The following is an 18,030-nucleotide window of genomic DNA, read 5'->3' on the forward strand; positions in this document are numbered from 1 at the left end:
CTATGCCAAGCGCCGGGCGGCTCCGCCAGTGGCGCTTGACGCGGGCCGTCCCCGCTCCCCACTCTCGCGCGTACGTGTATAGGGCCTGTGAAAATCCATGAAGCTTGTCGTCGTCGAATCGCCCGCCAAGGCGAAAACCATCGAGAAATATCTGGGCAAGGACTATCGCGTCCTCGCCTCCTACGGCCATGTCCGCGACCTGCCGCCCCGCGACGGATCGGTCGATCCCGAGGCCGGCTTTGCGATGGAATGGGAGACCTACGCCGACAAGACCCGGCAATTGAAGGCGATCACCGACGAGGCGAAGAAGGCCGACGCCCTGATCCTCGCCACCGACCCCGACCGCGAGGGGGAGGCGATCAGCTGGCACGTCCAGGAGGTGCTGCGCAAGCGCAAGGCGCTCCCAGCGGACGTCGAGCGGGTGACGTTCAACGCCATCACCAAGGCGACGGTGACCGAGGCGATGAAGCATCCCCGCGCCCTCGACGAGGATCTGATCGACGCCTACCGCGCCCGCCGCGCGCTGGATTACCTCGTCGGCTTCACCCTCTCGCCGGTGCTGTGGCGCAAGCTGCCGGGCGCCAAGTCCGCCGGGCGCGTCCAGTCCGTGTCGCTGCGCCTGATCGTCGACCGCGAGCGCGAGATCGAGCTGTTCAGGGCGCAGGAATATTGGTCGGTCGAGGCGCTGATGGAGGCGGACGGGCAGGAATTCCTCGCCCGCCTCGCCCGCTTCAAGGGCGACAAGATCGACCGCCTCACCATCTCTGACCGCGGCACGGCCGAAGCGGCGAAGGCGGCGGTCGAGGCGGGTCGGTTCACCGTGGCCTCGGTCGAGACCCGGCCGCTCAGCCGCAATCCGCCGCCGCCCTTCACCACCTCGACGCTCCAGCAGGAGGCGGCGCGCAAGCTTGGCTTCTCGGCCAGCCACACGATGCGGATCGCCCAGGCGCTCTACGAGGACGGTGCGATCACCTACATGCGGACCGACGGCGTGCAGATGGCGCCCGAGGCGATCTCGGCGGCGCGCAAGGCCGTCGCGGCGCGCTACGATGCGGGCTACGTGCCGGACAAGCCGCGCCATTACGAGACCAAGGCCAAGAACGCCCAGGAAGCGCACGAGGCGATCCGGCCCACGGACTTTTCGCGCGACCGCGCCGGCTCGGGCGACCATGCCCGGCTCTACGACCTCGTCTGGAAGCGGGCGCTGGCAAGCCAGATGGCGTCGGCACGGCTGGAGCGCACGACGGCGGAACTGGCGGACGGCACCGGCCAGACGGGGCTGCGTGCGACCGGCCAGGTCGTGCTCTTCCCCGGCTTCCTCGCTTTGTACGAAGAGGGCCGCGACGACGACCAGGACGAAGAGAGCCGGCGCCTGCCGCGGCTGCGCGAGGGCGATCTACCGGCGAAGAAGCGGGTGATGGCGGAGCAGCATTTCACCCAGCCGCCGCCGCGTTACTCGGAAGCGAGCCTGGTCAAGAAGATGGAGGAGCTCGGCATCGGACGGCCGTCCACCTACGCCGCCATCCTCCAGACGCTGAAGGACCGGGGCTACGTCCTCCTCGAGAAGAACCGCTTCACGCCCGAGGAGAGCGGGCGGCTGCTCACCGCCTTTCTCGAACGGTTCTTCGAGCGCTACGTCTCCTACGATTTCACCGCCCATCTCGAGGATGAGCTCGACGACATTTCCGGCGGGCGGCTGGAGTGGCAGAAGGTGCTCGAAGCCTTCTGGCGCGACTTCAAGCCCAAGACGGTCGAGATCATGGAGCAGAAGCCCTCCGAGATCACCGCGGCGCTCGACGACTTCCTCTCCCCGTGGCTGTTCCCGGATAAGGGCGACGGCTCCGACGCCCGTCTCTGCCCCGCCTGCGGCGAGGGCCGGCTCGCTCTGCGCGGCGGCCGCTTCGGCGCGTTCGTCGCCTGCTCCAACTATCCGGAGTGCAAGTTCACCCGCCGCTTCGGCCAGGGCGGCGAGGACGGCGCAGCGAGCGAAGGCCCCGAAATCCTCGGCAAGCACCCGGAGACCGGACAGGACATTACCCGCAAGAACGGCCGCTTCGGCCCCTATATCGAAATGGGCGAGGGCAAGGAGGCCAAGCGCGCCTCGATCCCCAAGGACGCCGGCGAGCTCGACCTCGACCTCGCGGTACGCCTGCTGTCGCTGCCCCGCACCGTCGGCACGCATCCGGAGAGCGGCAACCCGATCACCGCCTCGATCGGCCGCTACGGCCCCTATCTCGCCCATGACGGCAAATATGCAAAGCTGCGCTCGACGGCCGAAGTGTTCGAGACGGGCATGAACGCGGCGGTGGTGAAGCTCGCCGAGGCCGCGGCCGGCGGCGGCCGCGGCGCGCGCGGATCGCGCGAGCCGCTGAAAATGCTCGGCGCCCATCCTCGGACCGAGGCCGAGATCCGGCTGATGGAGGGGCGCTTCGGCCCCTATGTCACCGACGGCACCACCAACGCCACGCTTCCCAAGTCGCTCGCGCCCGAGCAGCTGACGCTGGAAGAGGCGGCGCAGCTGATCGACGAGCGCGCCGCCAAGGGGCCGCCCGCCAAAAAGGGCCGCAAGGGGCCGGCGCGCAAGGCTGCTCCCGCGAAAAAGAAGGCGCCCGCCAAAAAGGCTGCGGCGAAGAAGGCCTGATGCTGCGCTGGTGGACCTTGGGGCTGGCGAGCGGCATCGGCTTCTGCGCCGAATGCGTCGCTCTGTTCCTCTGGCCGATCGCGGCGCGGGCGGCGCCGCGCATCTTCTTCTGGCCCTTCTTCACGGCCGCACTCCTCGCCGCGTTCTGCGCGGTCTCCGTGCTCGTCCTCACCGGACGTGACATGCTCGCCCACCCGCGCGGCGAGCGGATCAGAGCCATTCGCGCCTTCGATGTGGTCTGTGCAGTGGTCGTGCTGGGACTGACGTTCCTGCAGCTCCGGCCGGCCGCCGACTTCTACTTCGGCTGAGGCTCGCCGCAGGCGCTGCAGCCGGGATCGCGGGCGATCTTCAGCGTCCTGAGGCCGGGGGCAAGGGCGTCGAAGACGTGGACCTTGCCCGCAGCGTCTTCGCCGAAGCCGACGATCTGCCGCACCGCCTCCAGCGCCGCCCAGCTCCCCGCCAGCCCGCCGACCGCGCCGAGCACGCCCAGCTCGGCGCAGGTGTCGCAATCCTCCGCGTCGAACGCGTCGCCGACGAAGCAGCGATAGCAGGGTCGACCCGCCTCCCAGCCGCGCCAGGTGCCGACCTGGATCTGGAACTGGCCGACCGCCGCGGAGACCAGCGGGATATGCGCCGAGGTGCAGAAATCGGAAACGAGCAGGCGGGTGGCGAAATTGTCGGCGCCGTCGAGCACCAGGTCGACGCCGCCGAGCAAAGTCGCTATGTTCGATCGGTCGATCCGCGCCTGCACAGCTTCGACCGCGACGTCGCCGTTGAGACGCCGTACCGCGTCCGCCGCGATATCGACCTTGGCCCGGCCGACGTCCTCGGTTGCGAACAGCACCTGGCGCTGAAGGTTATCCAGGCTGATCACGTCGTCGTCGACGAGGCGCAGGCAGCCGACGCCAGCCGCGGCGAGATACTGGATCGCCGGACAGCCGATGCCCCCGGCGCCGACGACCGCCACCGAGGCCGAGAGCAGCTTCGCCTGCCCCGCGCCGCCTATCTCCTTGAGGACGATGTGGCGGGCGTAGCGGTCGAGCTGGTCGTCGGTGAGGCTCACCGCCCAGTCGAGCCGAAGCCGCCGGCTCCCCGCGCCGTCTCGTCGAGATCGGCGACCTCGCGGAAGCGCGCTTTCTGCACCGGGGCCGGCACCAGCTGCGCGATCCGCTCGCCCCGCACCACTTCGAACGGTGCGCCGCCGAGATTGGCGAGGATCACCTTCACCTCGCCGCGATAATCCTCGTCGATCGTGCCGGGCGTGTTGAGGCAGGTGATGCCGTGCTTGAGCGCCAGCCCGGAGCGCGGCCGCACCTGCACTTCGTAGCCGGGTGGAATGGCGATGGCGAAGCCGGTCGCCACGGCGTGCCGTGCGCCGGGCGCCAGCGTCAGGCTCTCCGCCGCTACCACGTCCATGCCCGCCGCGCCGGGGGTGGCGTAGGAGGGGAGGGGAAGGCCGTCGCCATGCGGCAGGCGCTTCAGCGCAATTTCGATCTCAGGCGCCATTGCCGGCCCCGAGCGCGTCCGCGATCCGCTCCGCCAGCCGCCGCGCCACTTCGGCTTTCGGCGCCGCCTCCCAATGCTCGACGCCCTCCGCCGTCACCAGATGCACCTCGTTGCTCTCGCCGCCCATTACGTCTCCCGAAACATCGTTGGCGACGATCCAGTCCGCGCCCTTGCGCAGCCGCTTGGCCTGCGCCTCCTCGATGACGTCGTGCGTCTCCGCGGCGAAGCCGACAACCATGCGAGGGCGCCGGTCCGACGCGGCCAGCTCAGCGAGGATGTCGGGATTCGGCGACCAGGCGAGTTGCGGAGGCCCGTCCGCTTTCTTGAGCTTGGCCGGCGCAGCGGCGACCGACCAGTCTGCGACGGCGGCCACCAGCACAGCGGCATCGGCCGGCAGCGCCGCCTCGACGGCGGCCTTCATCTGCGCCGCAGTCTCGACGTCTACCCGCCGCACGCCGTGTGGCGATGGCAGCGCGACGGGGCCGGCGACCAATGTTACCTCCGCACCCAGCTCCGCCAGCGCCCCAGCAATTGCGAAGCCCTGCTTGCCCGAAGAGCGGTTCGCCAGCACGCGAACCGGATCGATCGGCTCATGCGTCGGCCCGGCGGTGACGACGATCCGCTTCCCGGCAAGCCGTCCCGGCGCGCCCCCCAGGCGGTGTCCGATCGCCTCGAAAATCCGCTCGGGCTCCGGCAGCCGCCCGGGGCCGAACTCCCCGCACGCCATCTCCCCCTCGTCGGGCTCGAGCACCATCACCCCGTCGGCCCTCAGTCGCGCCACGTTGCGCATCGTTGCAGGGTGTTTCCACATCCGCACGTTCATCGCGGGCGCGGCGAGCACCGGCTTGTCGGTGGCGAGCAGGAGGGTGGTGGCAAGATCGTCGGCGATCCCCGCCGCCATCTTCGCCATGAGGTCCGCCGTCGCCGGGCAGACCACCACCAGATCCGCCTCCCGGCTGAGCTGGATATGCCCCATCTCCGCCTCGTTCTTGAGGTCCCAGAGGCTGGTGTGCACCTCCTGCTCGGAGAGTGCGGCGAGCGTCATCGCCGTCACGAACTGCGCCCCGCCCGCCGTCAGCACGCACCGCACGCTCCCGCCCGCCTTGCGGATCAGCCGCACCAGCTCGCACGCCTTGTACGCCGCGATCCCGCCGCCGACGATGAGGAGGATGCGCTTGCCGATCATCGCTCAGTAGCCGGTAAGAAGCATGTCGAACGCATTGAGTATCACGTGATCCTGCTCCTCAAGCGACGCTATTCGACTCTTGAGCCGACGTGCGGGAACAGGCCCTGCAAACTGTGTCGCCATGACGAGCCGCTCTCCGCCAACCTCGAAAACAGGGTTCAGTCCGCGCACCTGGGGCACCTCTCCAATCGGGATTAGCGGTGCGACAAAACGCGTGTCGAGACCGCTGAAGGCGTTCGTTTGGCAATCGAGAACGTATCCGCCGCCCAAGCGGTAGACGTCGAACCGCGCCATCAGAGGGGGCGATAGCGCTCGAGCGGCAACCCGTTTTTCTCAACCCAGGCGTTCCAGCCCTCGACAGCGGTCCGATTCTCTTCGAGCCAGGCGTCGCGCACCGCATCGCGCACCTCCGCCTCCGAGCGTCCCAAGGTCGCGACGTTGTAATATGCAGCGTCCTCATAAAGACGCTGACGATCGTTGCCGAGGCGGCGGCGCTCCGACTGTGGTGCGGGACTGGCCATATTCCTAAGCTATGCCTCGTACCGCAGGAGTCAACCAAGCCACCACGTTGCGGCTGCACCGGCGGCGGCGGCCACCAGCGCCGTCAGCACATACCGCCAGTAATGGTGCGGCTGGACCAGCACCACGTCCGGCAGCGGCGGTTCGGGGGGGGCGCCGCCGGGGGGCGGGTAATAATGATCGATGCGGCGGATGAGCTCGGGTATTTTTGCAAAGGTGCGGAAATCGCGGACCAGGCGGTCGGCCAGCGCGGCTTCGGGGCCGAGCTCGCCGCGCACCCATTCCCTCAAGAACGGCTCGGCCGTCTCCCACATGTTGATGTCGGGATCGAGCGCGTGGGCGACGCCTTCCTCCATCACCATCGTCTTCTGGAGGAGGAGGAGGTGCGGCTGGGTCGCCATGTCGAAGTCGCGGGTGATGGTGAAGAGGCCGTCGAGCATCTGGCCGATCGAGATGTCCTTGACCGGCAGGCCGCGGATCGGCTCGCCGACCGCCCTCAGCGCCGTCGCGAACTCGTCGACATTGTGATGCGCGGGGACATATTGCGCCTCGAAATGGATTTCGGCGACGCGGCGGTAATTGCCGGTGAGGAGGCCGTAGAGGATCTCGGCCAGCCAGAAGCGCGCCTGGCGGTCGATCCGGCCCATGATGCCGAAGTCGATCGCCGCGAGCTTCCCGTCGGGGAGGGCGAAGAGGTTGCCCTGGTGGAGGTCGGCATGGAAGAAGCCGTCGATTACGGCTTGGCGGAGGAAGGCGCGGACGAGGATGGCGGCGAGGCTGGCGAGATCGTGGCCTGCCTCGACCAGGGCGTCGCGGTCGGTCAGCTTGATGCCGTCGATCCACTCCAGCGTCATCACCCGCCGCGACGTGCGGGTCCAGTCGATCGCGGGCACGTAGAAGCCGCTCTCGGCGACGAGATTCTCGCGCAGTTCGGAAGCGGAGGCGGCCTCGCGGCGTAGGTCGAGCTCGCGCGCCGTCCATTGCCGGAACTGGGCGATGACGGCACGGGGGCGAAGCCGGGCGATCTCGCCGCCCATGCCCTCGACCTGGGCGGCGGCCCATTCGTAGGTGTCGAGAGCGCGGGCGAAATCCTCCTCGATGTTCGGCCGCAGCACCTTCACCGCGACGAGCTTTCCCTCGGTGGTGATCGCGCGGTGGACCTGGGCGATCGAGGCGGCGCCGACCGGCTCGGGATCGATCTCCCGGAACACCTCCTCGAGCGGCTTTTCCAGCCCCGTCTCGATGGCGCGGCGCACTTCCTCGAACGGCGCGGGCGGAAGATTGTCCTGCAGCGTCTGGAGGTTCTTCGCGGCTTCTGCGCCGACGAGATCGGGACGCGTCGCCAGCGCTTGGCCGAACTTGATCGCCGCGGGTCCCAGCTCCTGGAAGGCCTGGCCGTAGGTCGGGACCTTGGGGATGCGGGCGCCGAACCGGGCGATGCGGGCGAGGCGGCGGACCTGCGGCGGGGTGTTCGGGTCGCGCTCGATGCCGCGCAGCGCGCCATGGCGGGCGAGCACCCGGCCCCATTTGAGGAGCCGCCAGACGTGGACGATGGGTCGAGTCAAACTTTCCACCCGCTGTGGATGGCGACGAGCCCACCAAGGATCGGCTCGACCTTGGTCTGGGTGAAGCCAGCTTTCTCGATCATCGCGCGGAAACGCTCCATCGGCGGGAAGCGGCGGATCGATTCGACAAGGTAGCGATAGCTTTCCTCGTCCCGCGCCACCGCCTTGCCGATCTTGGGCACGACGTTCATCGAATAGCTCTCGTAGAGCGTCGCGAAGCCCGGCCAAGTGGTGGTCGAGAATTCGAGGCAGAAGAAGCGTCCGCCGAGCTTCAGCACCCGGTGGGCCTCGGCAAGCGCCTGCTCGATATGGGTGACGTTCCGGATGCCGAAGGCGATCGTGTAGGCGTCGAAGCTGCGATCGGCGAAGCTCAATTCCTCGGCATTCTGGACGCTCCAGGAGAGCCCGTCGATGCGCCGGCTGCGCGCGCGCTCTTCGCCGACGCCGAGCATGTCGGCGTTGATGTCGCAGACGGTCACCTTCGCGCCGTGGCGGGCGAGGCGGAAGGCGACGTCGCCGGTGCCGCCGGCCATGTCGAGGATCGCTTCCCCCGAGCGCGGCCGCACCCGCCGGACGAACATGTCCTTCCAGTGCCGGTGCATGCCGCCGGACATCAGGTCGTTCATGAGGTCGTAGCGCCGCGCGACGCGCGAGAAGACCGAGCCGACCCGCGCCGTCTTCTCGTCGGGGAAAACCTCTTCGAAGCCGAAAGAAACCTTGTCCATCGCCGCCGCCTCTAGCAGGGGTTTCGGAAGATGTGCACGTGGAGTCTTGGCGGAGCGGCGGGGGAGGGGAAGGCTTATGCCTGAGCTCCCCGAGGTCGAGACGACGGTGCGCGGCCTTGCGCCGGTGCTGGAGGGCCGCCGCCTCGTCCGCGTCGAGGCCCGCCGCGCCGATCTGCGCCGCGCCTTCCCCGCCGATCTGCGCCAGCGCCTTACCGGCGCCCGCGTCACCGGCCTGCGCCGTCGTGCCAAATACGGGCTGATCGACACCGACCGCGGCGACACGATGGTCTTCCACCTCGGCATGTCCGGGCGCTGGCGGATCGACCCCGCCGATCTCGGCGTGCACGACCATCTGGCGCTGGAGACGGAGGAGGGGCGGGTGCTGGCGCTCAACGATCCCCGCCGCTTCGGCTCGGTCGACTTGGTGCCGACTGCCGATCTCGACGCCTGGCCCCCTTTCGCGGTCTTGGGGCCGGAGCCGCTCGGCCCGGATTTCAGTGCCGACCAGCTTCTGGCCGCGCTCGACGGCCGGGCGGCGCCGATCAAGGCGATGCTGCTCGACCAGCGGATCGTCGCCGGCCTCGGCAACATCTACGTCTGCGAGGCGCTGCACATGGCGGGGATCGCGCCGTCGCGTGCCGCCGGCCGCATCTCGCGCCCGCGGCTGGAGCGGCTGGTCGACGCGATCCGCGAGGTACTGGGCGCCGCCATCGAGGCCGGCGGCTCGACGCTGCGCGACTATGCTCGGCCCTCGGGAGAGCTCGGCTATTTCTCGAAGCAATGGCGGGTTTACGGGCGGGAGGGCGAGTCGTGCCGCTGCGGCAGCCCGATTCGCAGGCGAAACGACTCGGGCCGCTCGACCTTCTTTTGCCCGCGCTGCCAGCGCAGCTGATGTTGACCTTGGCGCCGCGCTCCAGTAGAGGCGGCGACCGAACGGGTGCGGGCCGATTGCCGCGCCTTTTTCATTTAAGAAAAAGAGGCAGTTGAGACGATGGCGAACACGCCGCAGGCAAAGAAACGCATCCGCCGCAACGCGCGCCGCGCGACGGTGAACCGCAACCGCGTGAGCCGCATCCGCACCTTCGTGAAGCAGGTCGAAGCGGCGCTGGAAGCGGGCGACAAGGCGACGGCGGTCACCGCGCTCGCGCAGGTCCAGCCGGAGCTGGCGCGCGGCGTCGCGAAGGGCGTTTTCCACAAGAATACCGCATCGCGGAAATTCTCCCGCCTCACACGGCGTGTCGCGGCGCTTTCCTAAGCCCTTCTAAACTTTTCGGAATGCGCCCGCCGGACCTGGTTCGGCGGGCTTTTTCGTGCGTTCGGGAACGGACCGGGAAAGTGACGCATTTCCCGCGATTCGCACGTCGCCCTTCGGCAGGAACCGCAGTTTTCCGCCATTTCTACGGCAAGCCCCGGTAAATGCGTGTCAACGGAATTATTTCATCATAACGTCATTTTCGGCCCTTGATCGCTGCCCCGCCTCGTCCCTAAAACGGTGGCTCCGGCGGGGCGAATCTCCCATCGGACGCCATATCAGGAGCATCTTTTTCGATCGGTCGCCGCCGGGGGTGCGGCCGTGTGCGGGAAAGCTATGCCCCGGCAAATGAAGGTCCCGCGTACAGGGGACCGAGGAAGAGGGGGTGCATTCGTGTCTGTAAAGCCGATGGTCTCCACCATCTCCGGCCCGAGGGACGCCGGCCATGGCGATCCGCTCCAGCACGCCTGGGAAGCGATTCGCGCCGGCCTTCGCCGCGATTGCGGCGCCCGCACCTTCGACGGCTGGCTGCGCCCGATCGCGCTCGGCAATTTCGATTCGGACACCGGCATCCTGCGCCTCGAGCTCCCGTCCCAGTTCATGGCGGATTGGGTGCAGACCCATTTCTCCGAGCGGCTGTCGCTCGCCTGGCGCGCCGCTTACCCTTTGGTCCGCCAGATCCTGATCGGCGTCGGCGCCGCCGCGCCCAAGACCGCCGCGATCGTCGAGATTCCGGCGCCCGCCGTCGAGGACGAGCCGGCCGCGGGCAAGAACGGCGTCTATGCCGTCGCGCTTGAGCCGCGCTACCGGTTCGAGAACTTCGTGGTCGGCAAGGCCAACGAGGTCGCCTACAGCGCCGCGAGGACCCTCGCCACCGCCAAGGACGTCGCCTTCAACCCGCTCTTCCTCCACGGCGGCACCGGGCGCGGCAAGACGCACCTTCTCCACGCCATCGGCCACGAGTTCCACCGGCTGAAGCCGCGTGCGAAGATCATCTACATGTCGGCCGAAAAGTTCATGGTCGAGTTCGTTGCGGCGCTGCGCGCCAACGAGACGATCCAGTTCAAGCAGCAGCTGCGCTCCGCCGACCTCCTGATGATCGACGACGTCCAGTTCATCGCCGGCAAGGAATCGACCCAGGAAGAATTCTTCCACACGATGAACGAGATCATCTCGGCGGGCCGCCGGCTGGTCATCTCCTCCGACCGCGCGCCGCAGGATCTGGACGGCATCGAGCCGCGCATCCTCTCGCGCCTCTCCTGGGGCCTCGTCGCCGACATCAACCAGGCCGATCTCGAGCTGCGGCTCAACATCATCTTGAAGAAGCTCGAGGCGCTGCCCGACGTGCAGGTGCCCGAGGACGTCGTCATGTTCCTGGCCAAGCGGATCAGCTCCAACGTCCGCGAGCTCGAAGGCGCGCTCAACCGCATCGCCGCCTACGCGATGATGCAGAACCGGGTGATCGACCTCGATTTCGTCACCGAGGTCCTCGCCTCGACGCTCCGCGCCAACCAGCGCCGCATCTCGATCGACGAGATCCAGACCCGGGTCTCCGACCATTACCGCATCCGCAAGGCGGAGATGACCAGCGCCCGCCGTGCCCGCGAGGTCGCGCGCCCGCGCCAGGTCGCCATGTACTTGTCCAAGCAGCTGACGCCGCGCTCGCTGCCCGAGATCGGCCGCCGCTTCGGCGGGCGCGACCACACGACGGTGATCCACGCGGTCAAGCAGATCGAGAAGCTGCGCGCCCAGGATCCGGAGCTCGACTCCGACATCCGGTTGCTCACCCGCCAGCTCGAGAGCTGAGCCCTTGAACCCGCTGCTTCTGGGCGCCCTCATCGGCGCCTTCATAAGCGGCTGCTTCATCGCCCTTCAGGCCCCCACCAACGCGCTCCTCGCCCGCGGCGTCGGCTCGGCGGTCAACGCCGCCTTGGTCTCCTTCGCCGTCGGCACGATCGCGCTGCTCGCCGTCGCCCTGGCGTTCGGTGCCCGTCCGGTTCCCGGCGTGATCCGCACACTCCCTTGGTACGCCTGGACCGGGGGCCTATACGGCGCCGTCTTCGTCGCCATGGCCGCCTGGGCGGCGCCGCGGCTCGGCGTCACCGCCTTTTTGATGATCGCCATCGCCGGACAGCTCGCCATGGCCCTCTTCCTCGACCGCATCGGCGCCTTCGGCCTCCCCCGCGTCGAAATCGGCCCGATGCGCCTCCTCGGCGTCGGGCTGGTGCTGGCGGGAGCCTTTCTGGTCCGGCGCTGAGCTAGAATACCAGCCCGGACCAGTTCGCCGGACCCACGATCACCACATGGCGCGAAGCCACCGCTCGCCCGGAGAGGTGCGCCGGCGAGAAATGGATCGCGCGCAGTGTTCTCAAGGCGAGTCGGTCGTCCCCCGCCGCCTTGCTGCCCCGGATGATCCACGCGGCGCTTACCCGGCCATCGGAGCCGAACGACGCGCAGGCGACCACTTCCTCGGTAGGCAAGCTTCGGGGGCCCGGCACGGCGAGAGGCGAAGGAGCCTCGTCGTCGCTCGGCGAAGCGCGTTCGCAGCGGGAGGCACGTGGTTCGCGAGGCAGAAAATTCTCGCCGCCGCCATGTTGCAGCACGAGAAGCCCTGAGCTGTGCACGAACGGAGGAGCGGTGCAATCGCATAGGACCCGACTCGGTTCAGGGACCGAAGGCGGGAGGCGGCCAACGAAAGCCGCTCCCAAGCCCTGCATCGCGATCGAGCCGCATGCGGCAATCAGCCAGCCCGGGATACGCATGAAATGTTATTACATCACGTTTTGGGGATCCGCAACAGTCCGCGTTTGCCCCGCGGCTCCCGCTCCTCGTTTCGCCGGAGCCTTACCGCCCCTGCCGCGGCGGCGGCGGGACGGTGATGCGGACCGTTTCGCCCGAATTGCCGGGGAAGCCGGTGAACAGCGCCTCGATGAGGTTCGGGACCACGGTCTGCAGGCGGTCGCTGGCCGAATGGGCCTTGGCGGTGCCTTCGAACACCGATTTGCCGTCGGCGGTGCGCTTGATGTCCATGTCGAGGAAGCTCGAATAGACGGTGCGGACGTCCACTTGATTGAAGCCGCCGAAGAAGAAGGGATCGTCCCAGCCCCAATAGCCGCCGGTGGCGAAGCGGCCGAAGCCGCGATAGCCGCCGAAGCGGTACGGATTGTGGAAGCCATAGGCGCCCAGGCCGCCCCAGCCGCCCCAGCTGCCGAATCCCGGGCGTCGCTCGATCTGCTGGCGGCCATGGTCGACGCCGTAGTCGAGGGTGACGACGAGGTTCGCCGCCGCCGCGCCCGGCGCCTCCGCATAGCCCAAGGCGACGAGGTGGCGGCGGACGAGATCGGCATATTGGCCGAACTCGATGCCACCGCGATCGCGCGCGTCGGCCGCCTGGATGACGAAGCTCTGGCCGGCGGGGGCGGGCATCTGCTGGAAACGCGACACCTGGGCGGGAAAGCCGGTCGCGCAGCCGCCGAGGGCGAGCAGGGCCGCGGGGGCTACAAAGGCGAGGAGTTTCCTGGACAACGACATCTGATCCCTCACTCGAAAAGCATGGCTGCAGCGGGCAGGCTACGGCAAAAGCGAAAATGCCGCCAGCGTCGCTGAACGGAGGATTAAGCGCGGCGCAGCGTCAGGGCGCGCGTCGGCGGCGCAGCAGGATCCGCACGTCGTCCCAGGCAAAGGCGCGGGTCGCGAAGCAGGCGAGGGCGTAGACCGCCGCCCCGCCGCCCACGAGTACGGCAAGCGCCGTGACACGCACCAGGAGCGAACGGGTGAGATAAGGGTCCGCATAGGGGGTCAGCACGAACAGGGCGCCGCCCATGATCAGGGCGGCCAGCGCCATGCGCGGGGCCCGGCGGCGCAGCTGCCGGTCTGTCTTGAAATGGCCGCGGCGGTTCAGCGTCGTCCACAGCATGAAGACGTTGACGCTGGAGGAGAGGGCAGTGGCGAGCGGCGGGCCGATCACGCCGATGGTCGGGATCAGGATCAGATTGCCGACGATGTTGACGCCGACCGAGATGATCGCGAGCCGCACCGGCGTGCGGGTGTCGCCGCGGGCATAATAACCGGGCGTCAGCACCTTCACGAGTACGTAGGAGGGCAGGCCGATCGAAAAGGCGCTGAGCGCCGCGGAGACGCGCACGGTGTCCGAGGCGACGAAGGCGCCGTGCTGGAATATCCCGCGCACGATCGGCTCGGCCGCGAAGATGAAGGCGGCTGTGGCGGGGAGGGTCAGGAACAGCGCCAGTTCGAGGCCGCGATTCTGCGTCTCCATCGCCTCGGCGTCGCGCCCCGCCGCGAGCAGCCGCGAGACGGTGGGAAGCAGCACCGTGCCAAGCCCGATGCCGATCATGCCGAGCGGCAGCTGGTTCAGCCGATCTGCGTAGTTGATCGACGAGATGGAGCCGGCGGCGAGCAGGTAGCCGGCGAAGAAGCTCGAGATGAGGAGATTGATCTGCGACGCGCCGGCGCCGGTGGCGGCGGGGAGGATGAGCTTGATCAGCCGGCGCACGTCGGCGTCGAACTCGGGCCGGCGAATCCGCAACCGCACGCCCGATTGGCGGCAGGCCAGGATCAGCCAGGCGAGCTGCATCGCCCCGCCGACGGTCACCGAAATCGCCTGCGCCCGCGCGGTCGCATAGGCTGCGTCCGGGCCATGGCCGTGGAAGAACCACAAGGCCGCCACCATCGAGACGTTGAGGAGGATCGGCGCCGCCGCGTTGACCCAGAATTTGTCCAGCGAATTGAGGATGCCGCCGAGCAGGGAGGCGAGGCTGATCAGCATCAGATAGGGAATGGTGATCCGCGACAGCAAAACGGCGAAGGCGAATTGGGTGTCGGTCGGATGCTGACGGGTGAACCCGCCCGCGAGCGCCCAGGTCACCGGCCAGGCGGCAATGATCATCACGCCGGTGAAAGCGAGGAGGAGGGGGAGCAGCACCGCCAGCGCCCGCTCCGCAAAGTCGAGGCCGGCCTGGAGGCCGCCGCTTTCGCCGACCTTGCGGTTGAACATCGGGATGAAGGCGGCGGTGAAGGCGCCTTCCGCGAAAAAGGCGCGGAACATGTTGGGGAGGCGGAAGGCCACGAAAAAGGCGTCGGAGGCGAAGCTCGCGCCGACATAGGTCGCCTGCAGCGTGTCGCGGACCAGAGCGAGCACACGGCTCGCCAGGGTCATGCCGCCGACCGATCCGAGCGCCTTGGTCAGGTTCACGGGCGCGCGCTCCTTCCACTGTTCATGCTGCGCATCGCGTATCCAAAAGCCGTTCCGGCTGAGCCTGTCGAAGCCCCGTCCTTCTCCTGCCCAATAAGAGAGGAAAGGGAGGGCTTCGACAAGCTCAGCCCGAAGGGCTCCGGCCGATCGTTATTTTGTGTGAGTCTTACGCCTGCCCGAGCTCGCTCGGCTCGCCCGCCAGCGCCTGGCCGCCTTCGGCGGAGCGCTGGAGGAAGAGGGCGTGGAAGTCGATCGGGTCGAGCATCAGCGGCGGGAAGCCCCCGTCCTGCACCGCCTGGCTGATGATCTGGCGCGCGAACGGGAAGAGCAGCCGCGGCGCCTCGGCGAGGAGGAACCCCTGGAGCTGGTCGTCCGGCACGTTGCGGATGCCGATCAGCCCCGCATAGACGAGGTCGACGGCGAAGGCGGTCTGGCCGTTGGCGGTGGCGCGCACTTCGATCTTGAGGCTGACCTCGTGCAGCTCGTCGTTCAATTTGCCCGCGCCGATGTTGAAATCGACGCCGATCTGCGGCTGCTCCTGCCATTGGTAGACGGCCGGCGCGTTGGGATTTTCGAACGAAAGATCCTTCGCATATTGCGACAGGATCGCGACCTGGGGGAGATTGTCCTCGCCGTTCGTCAGCTGCTCGCCCGCAAAGCCCTGTTCTTCCGCCATTTTCCGATTGTCCCGATGCTGGTGTGAGGGGCCGCGCAGGTGGCGGCCATGCCGGGAAGGGCGGGTAGCAGGAGCGGGTGGAGCGTGCAACCGTGCCGCTCGGCGGAACAAGGTGTCATTTGAATACTTGTCCACGCACGCTTATGTTATGACAGGCGTACCAAGTGCGGGCCCGCGTGCGGCCCAGAGTGCGGAGAGTGTGAGTGCCCGAAATCATCCTGCTGGCTTTGGTTGCCCTGTTCGTGGGTCTGCGCCTCTATTCGGTGCTGGGCCGGCGCACGGGCCATGAGCAGCAGCCGATCCTCAAGCCGGCGGAGACCACCGCCGCCCCCGACGCGGCGGCGCCCGTCGCCGAGCTTCCGGCCGAACGGCCCGAGGCGAGCGGCCTCGTCTACGAGGAGCCGGCGGCGCCCGGCATCCGCGCGATCATCTCCGCCGATCCGAACTTCGATGTCGCCCGCTTCCTGGAAGGCGCGCAGGCCGCCTACAAGATGGTGCTGGAGGCGTTCTGGAACGGCGACCGCGAGGCGCTGCGCTATCTCGTCGGCGGCAGCGTTTTGGGAGCCTTCGAGGAAGCGATCGCCGAGCGCGAGACGGCTGGGCACCGCCTCGAAAACCGCCTCGTCGCGATCGAGCGGACGGTGATCGAGGATGCGCGCCTCTCCGGACGCACCGCCGAGATCGACGTGCGCTTCGATTCGGACATCGCCGCCGTCACCCGCGACGGCGAAGGCACGCTCGTCGCCGGCACGATGACCGACGCGGTGCCGAGCCGCGACGTCTGGACCTTCCGCCGCGGCATCGGCAGCGCCGATCCCAACTGGCTGCTGGTCGAAACCGACCAGGCCGACTGAGGCTGCTGGGCAGAAACGATTTTCCTACACCCCCTGGCGCAGGGTATCTTGCCCGCATGAGGGGCGGCGAATCGACGATCCGGGTCGACCGGAAGGGGCATGCGGGCATTCGGCGCCGTCACCCAAGATTGAGCGCTCTTGGTGTGCGCATGCGTGACCTTCCGGCGTTGGCGCAGGCTGCTGCCATGACCCTCGCCCTCGCCGGCTGCGCCCAGCAGGTGGTGCCGCCCGCGCGCACGCCGCCGCCCGTACAGGCTCCCGCGCCGGCGCCGCCGCCGGCCGCTGCGGTGCCGAACAACGCGCTGCTTGCCGGCGTTCAGGCGGGACCTCCCATCGAGACCGTCGCGCTCCCCAATGCGGCGCGGGCGTTCGGCGCCTTCCTCAAGACCTGCCCCGCGCTCCTGCGCCGCAGCGACGGCAGCGGCCTCACGCAGCCGGACCAGTGGCGCGAGGCCTGCCAGACGGCCGACGCGATCTCCGCCGCCGCTTCGGCCGACGATGCCGCCGCCAGCGACTTCTTCCGCCGCTATTTCGAACTCGCGCAGGTTGGGCCCGGCACCGCCTTCGTCACCGGCTATTACGAGCCGGAGATTGCCGGTTCGCGCACCCACGTTCCCGGCTATGACGTCCCAATCTACGCCAAGCCGGCCGATCTCGTCGAAGCCGACGCAGCGGCGGTGACGGCCGGCTCGCCGCGGCGGGGGAGGCTCGAGAACGGCATCGTCGTCCCTTATTACGAGCGGGCCGAGATCGAGGACGGGGCGCTCGCCAACCGGGGTCTGGAGATCGGCTGGGCGGCCGATCCCATCGCGCTCTTCTTTCTCGAAATCCAGGGCTCCGGTCGCCTCCGCCTCCCGGACGGATCGGTGATGCGGATCGGCTATGCCGGGCAGAATGGCCGCGACTATGTCGGCATCGGCAAGCTGATGAAGGACCGCGGCCTGCTCGAGCCCGGCCACACGACCATGCAGGACATCGTCGCCTGGCTGCGCGCCCACCCCGAGGAGGGGAAGGCGGTGATGCGCGAGAATAAGAGCTACGTCTTCTTCAAGGAACTGACCGGCCCCGGCCCGCTCGGCGCCCTCAACGCCCCCGTCACCCCCCGCGGCAGCGTCGCCGCCGACGCCAAGTTCACGCCTCTCGGCGCGCCGGTCCTGCTGGAACTCGACCGCAGCCAGGCGAACGGCCTGTGGGTCGCGCAGGATACGGGCGGCGCGATCAAGGGGCCGAACCGCTTCGACACCTTCTGGGGCGCGGGCGACGAGGCGGCGGCCATCGCCGGCGGCATGCTGGGGCGCGGCAAGGCGTGGCTCCTCCTGCCGCGGGGTACGCTGGCACGGATCGATGCGGCGCCTCACCCCTGACGAGCAGCGCCTGTGGGCGCGAGTCGTCGAGAGCGTCCGTCCGCTGGGGCATGCGGCGAAGCCTGAGCCGGTGCCCGAGGGGCCGCCGGCGAGGGCCGTGGTTCGCGCCGTATCGCCGCCGGCACCCGCGCCTGCGCCGCCGAAGCGGGCGACGCCCGGCACCACGCTCGGCGCCAGCTGGGACCGCCGCCTCGCCCGCGGCGCGGTCGCGCCCGATGCCACGCTCGATCTCCACGGCCACAAGCTCGCCACCGCCTACGACCTGCTCGACCGCCGGCTCGAACAGGCGATCGCCGACGGCGCGCGGCTCCTCCTCCTCGTCACGGGCAAGCCGCCGGGGCCGGAGCGGCCGGTGAAACGAGGTGCGATCCGCGCCGCGGTCGGCGACTGGCTCGCTGCCTCGCGCCACGCCGGCGACATCGCGGCGGTCCGGGGCGCCCACCCCAGCCACGGCGGCAGCGGCGCGCTCTACATCGTGCTTCGCCGCAAACGCTGAACGTCGGATACGGAATAGTAACCCACACGGCCCT

19 protein-coding genes are annotated in these 18,030 nt (G+C 68.8%); 9 read left to right on the forward strand and 10 right to left on the reverse strand.

What is annotated here, in order from left to right:
- Positions 1–97: 97 nt before the first annotated feature.
- Positions 98–2,641, forward strand: coding sequence for a type I DNA topoisomerase (gene topA / locus VGC56_RS11195; protein ID WP_464124987.1), 2,544 nt, complete (start codon positions 98–100; stop codon positions 2,639–2,641).
- On the forward strand, positions 2,641–2,949 hold the full coding sequence (locus VGC56_RS11200; RefSeq protein WP_464124988.1) for a hypothetical protein: 309 nt from the start codon (positions 2,641–2,643) through the stop codon (positions 2,947–2,949). The genes topA and VGC56_RS11200 overlap by 1 nt, the downstream gene beginning before the upstream one ends.
- Here VGC56_RS11200 and VGC56_RS11205 read toward each other — a convergent pair.
- The 7 genes from VGC56_RS11205 to VGC56_RS11235 are packed head-to-tail and all read right to left on the reverse strand — an operon-like array spanning position 2,937 to position 8,142.
- The gene (locus VGC56_RS11205; RefSeq protein ID WP_464124989.1) at positions 2,937–3,704 is read right to left on the reverse strand and encodes a HesA/MoeB/ThiF family protein; all 768 of its coding nucleotides are present in this window, start codon (positions 3,702–3,704) and stop codon (positions 2,937–2,939) included. The two genes, VGC56_RS11200 and VGC56_RS11205, sit on opposite strands and share 13 nt — an antisense overlap.
- Positions 3,701–4,147, reverse strand: coding sequence for a dUTP diphosphatase (gene dut / locus VGC56_RS11210; RefSeq protein ID WP_464124990.1), 447 nt, complete (start codon positions 4,145–4,147; stop codon positions 3,701–3,703). The genes VGC56_RS11205 and dut overlap by 4 nt, the downstream gene beginning before the upstream one ends.
- On the reverse strand, positions 4,137–5,333 hold the full coding sequence (gene coaBC / locus VGC56_RS11215) for a bifunctional phosphopantothenoylcysteine decarboxylase/phosphopantothenate--cysteine ligase CoaBC (RefSeq protein WP_464124991.1): 1,197 nt from the start codon (positions 5,331–5,333) through the stop codon (positions 4,137–4,139). The genes dut and coaBC overlap by 11 nt, the downstream gene beginning before the upstream one ends.
- 3 nt (positions 5,334–5,336) lie before the next feature.
- Positions 5,337–5,627, reverse strand: coding sequence for a CcdB family protein (locus VGC56_RS11220; RefSeq protein ID WP_464124992.1), 291 nt, complete (start codon positions 5,625–5,627; stop codon positions 5,337–5,339).
- Positions 5,627–5,854, reverse strand: coding sequence for a type II toxin-antitoxin system CcdA family antitoxin (locus VGC56_RS11225; protein WP_464124993.1), 228 nt, complete (start codon positions 5,852–5,854; stop codon positions 5,627–5,629). The genes VGC56_RS11220 and VGC56_RS11225 overlap by 1 nt, the downstream gene beginning before the upstream one ends.
- Positions 5,855–5,884: 30 nt before the next feature.
- Positions 5,885–7,417, reverse strand: a complete 1,533-nt coding sequence (ubiB, locus tag VGC56_RS11230) for a 2-polyprenylphenol 6-hydroxylase (protein WP_464125037.1) — start codon at positions 7,415–7,417, stop codon at positions 5,885–5,887.
- Complete coding sequence (locus tag VGC56_RS11235) at positions 7,414–8,142, reverse strand: class I SAM-dependent methyltransferase (RefSeq protein WP_464124994.1); 729 nt, start codon at positions 8,140–8,142, stop codon at positions 7,414–7,416. The genes ubiB and VGC56_RS11235 overlap by 4 nt, the downstream gene beginning before the upstream one ends.
- A gap of 76 nt (positions 8,143–8,218) precedes the next feature.
- On the opposite strand from VGC56_RS11235, the gene mutM reads away from it, so the two are divergent.
- The 4 genes from mutM to VGC56_RS11255 all read left to right on the forward strand — a co-directional run bounded on the left by mutM (position 8,219) and on the right by VGC56_RS11255 (position 11,651).
- Entirely contained in the window at positions 8,219–9,034 is an 816-nt protein-coding gene (gene mutM / locus VGC56_RS11240; protein WP_464124995.1) for a bifunctional DNA-formamidopyrimidine glycosylase/DNA-(apurinic or apyrimidinic site) lyase, read from the forward strand.
- 99 nt (positions 9,035–9,133) lie between these two features.
- Positions 9,134–9,397 carry a 30S ribosomal protein S20 gene (gene rpsT / locus VGC56_RS11245; RefSeq protein ID WP_464124996.1) on the forward strand — a complete coding sequence of 88 codons (264 nt, stop codon included), beginning with the start codon at positions 9,134–9,136 and terminating at the stop codon, positions 9,395–9,397.
- A gap of 405 nt (positions 9,398–9,802) precedes the next feature.
- Complete coding sequence (gene dnaA / locus VGC56_RS11250) at positions 9,803–11,200, forward strand: chromosomal replication initiator protein DnaA (RefSeq protein ID WP_464125038.1); 1,398 nt, start codon at positions 9,803–9,805, stop codon at positions 11,198–11,200.
- A 4-nt stretch (positions 11,201–11,204) separates the two neighbouring features.
- The gene (locus VGC56_RS11255; protein ID WP_464124997.1) at positions 11,205–11,651 is read left to right on the forward strand and encodes a DMT family transporter; all 447 of its coding nucleotides are present in this window, start codon (positions 11,205–11,207) and stop codon (positions 11,649–11,651) included.
- Positions 11,652–12,238: 587 nt separating this feature from the next.
- Here VGC56_RS11255 and VGC56_RS11260 read toward each other — a convergent pair.
- From VGC56_RS11260 to secB, 3 genes are all read right to left on the reverse strand, one after another.
- Positions 12,239–12,925, reverse strand: a complete 687-nt coding sequence (locus tag VGC56_RS11260; protein ID WP_464124998.1) for a DUF4136 domain-containing protein — start codon at positions 12,923–12,925, stop codon at positions 12,239–12,241.
- Positions 12,926–13,025: 100 nt separating this feature from the next.
- A complete protein-coding gene (gene murJ, locus VGC56_RS11265; protein ID WP_464124999.1) occupies positions 13,026–14,606 on the reverse strand; it encodes a murein biosynthesis integral membrane protein MurJ in 1,581 nt (526 codons plus the stop codon).
- A 166-nt stretch (positions 14,607–14,772) separates the two neighbouring features.
- Positions 14,773–15,282, reverse strand: coding sequence for a protein-export chaperone SecB (gene secB, locus VGC56_RS11270; protein ID WP_464125000.1), 510 nt, complete (start codon positions 15,280–15,282; stop codon positions 14,773–14,775).
- Positions 15,283–15,485: 203 nt separating this feature from the next.
- On the opposite strand from secB, the gene VGC56_RS11275 reads away from it, so the two are divergent.
- The 3 genes from VGC56_RS11275 (at position 15,486) to VGC56_RS11285 (ending at position 17,996) form a co-directional block, all read left to right on the forward strand.
- Positions 15,486–16,136: a Tim44/TimA family putative adaptor protein gene (locus VGC56_RS11275; protein ID WP_464125001.1), complete on the forward strand. Its 651-nt coding sequence runs from the start codon at positions 15,486–15,488 to the stop codon at positions 16,134–16,136.
- Positions 16,137–16,285: 149 nt separating this feature from the next.
- Positions 16,286–17,500, forward strand: coding sequence for a murein transglycosylase A (gene mltA, locus VGC56_RS11280; RefSeq protein ID WP_464125002.1), 1,215 nt, complete (start codon positions 16,286–16,288; stop codon positions 17,498–17,500).
- Positions 17,481–17,996 carry a Smr/MutS family protein gene (locus VGC56_RS11285; RefSeq protein WP_464125003.1) on the forward strand — a complete coding sequence of 172 codons (516 nt, stop codon included), beginning with the start codon at positions 17,481–17,483 and terminating at the stop codon, positions 17,994–17,996. The genes mltA and VGC56_RS11285 overlap by 20 nt, the downstream gene beginning before the upstream one ends.
- Positions 17,997–18,030: the final 34 nt, after the last annotated feature.

The sequence above is a fragment of the Allosphingosinicella sp. genome (assembly GCF_036403745.1).
Classification (GTDB): domain Bacteria; phylum Pseudomonadota; class Alphaproteobacteria; order Sphingomonadales; family Sphingomonadaceae; genus Allosphingosinicella.

Excerpts from the sequence above, each read along its gene's own strand:
- topA (WP_464124987.1), top strand. The coding sequence starts at position 98 with ATGAAGCTTGTCGTCGTCGAATCGCCCGCCAAGGCGAAAACCATCGAG.
- VGC56_RS11200 (WP_464124988.1), top strand. The coding sequence starts at position 2,641 with ATGCTGCGCTGGTGGACCTTGGGGCTGGCGAGCGGCATCGGCTTCTGC.
- dut (WP_464124990.1), bottom strand. The coding sequence starts at position 4,147 with ATGGCGCCTGAGATCGAAATTGCGCTGAAGCGCCTGCCGCATGGCGAC.
- coaBC (WP_464124991.1), bottom strand. The coding sequence starts at position 5,333 with ATGATCGGCAAGCGCATCCTCCTCATCGTCGGCGGCGGGATCGCGGCG.
- VGC56_RS11220 (WP_464124992.1), bottom strand. The coding sequence starts at position 5,627 with ATGGCGCGGTTCGACGTCTACCGCTTGGGCGGCGGATACGTTCTCGAT.
- VGC56_RS11225 (WP_464124993.1), bottom strand. The coding sequence starts at position 5,854 with ATGGCCAGTCCCGCACCACAGTCGGAGCGCCGCCGCCTCGGCAACGAT.
- VGC56_RS11235 (WP_464124994.1), bottom strand. The coding sequence starts at position 8,142 with ATGGACAAGGTTTCTTTCGGCTTCGAAGAGGTTTTCCCCGACGAGAAG.
- mutM (WP_464124995.1), top strand. The coding sequence starts at position 8,219 with ATGCCTGAGCTCCCCGAGGTCGAGACGACGGTGCGCGGCCTTGCGCCG.
- rpsT (WP_464124996.1), top strand. The coding sequence starts at position 9,134 with ATGGCGAACACGCCGCAGGCAAAGAAACGCATCCGCCGCAACGCGCGC.
- dnaA (WP_464125038.1), top strand. The coding sequence starts at position 9,803 with ATGGTCTCCACCATCTCCGGCCCGAGGGACGCCGGCCATGGCGATCCG.
- VGC56_RS11260 (WP_464124998.1), bottom strand. The coding sequence starts at position 12,925 with ATGTCGTTGTCCAGGAAACTCCTCGCCTTTGTAGCCCCCGCGGCCCTG.
- secB (WP_464125000.1), bottom strand. The coding sequence starts at position 15,282 with ATGGCGGAAGAACAGGGCTTTGCGGGCGAGCAGCTGACGAACGGCGAG.
- mltA (WP_464125002.1), top strand. The coding sequence starts at position 16,286 with ATGCGTGACCTTCCGGCGTTGGCGCAGGCTGCTGCCATGACCCTCGCC.
- VGC56_RS11285 (WP_464125003.1), top strand. The coding sequence starts at position 17,481 with ATGCGGCGCCTCACCCCTGACGAGCAGCGCCTGTGGGCGCGAGTCGTC.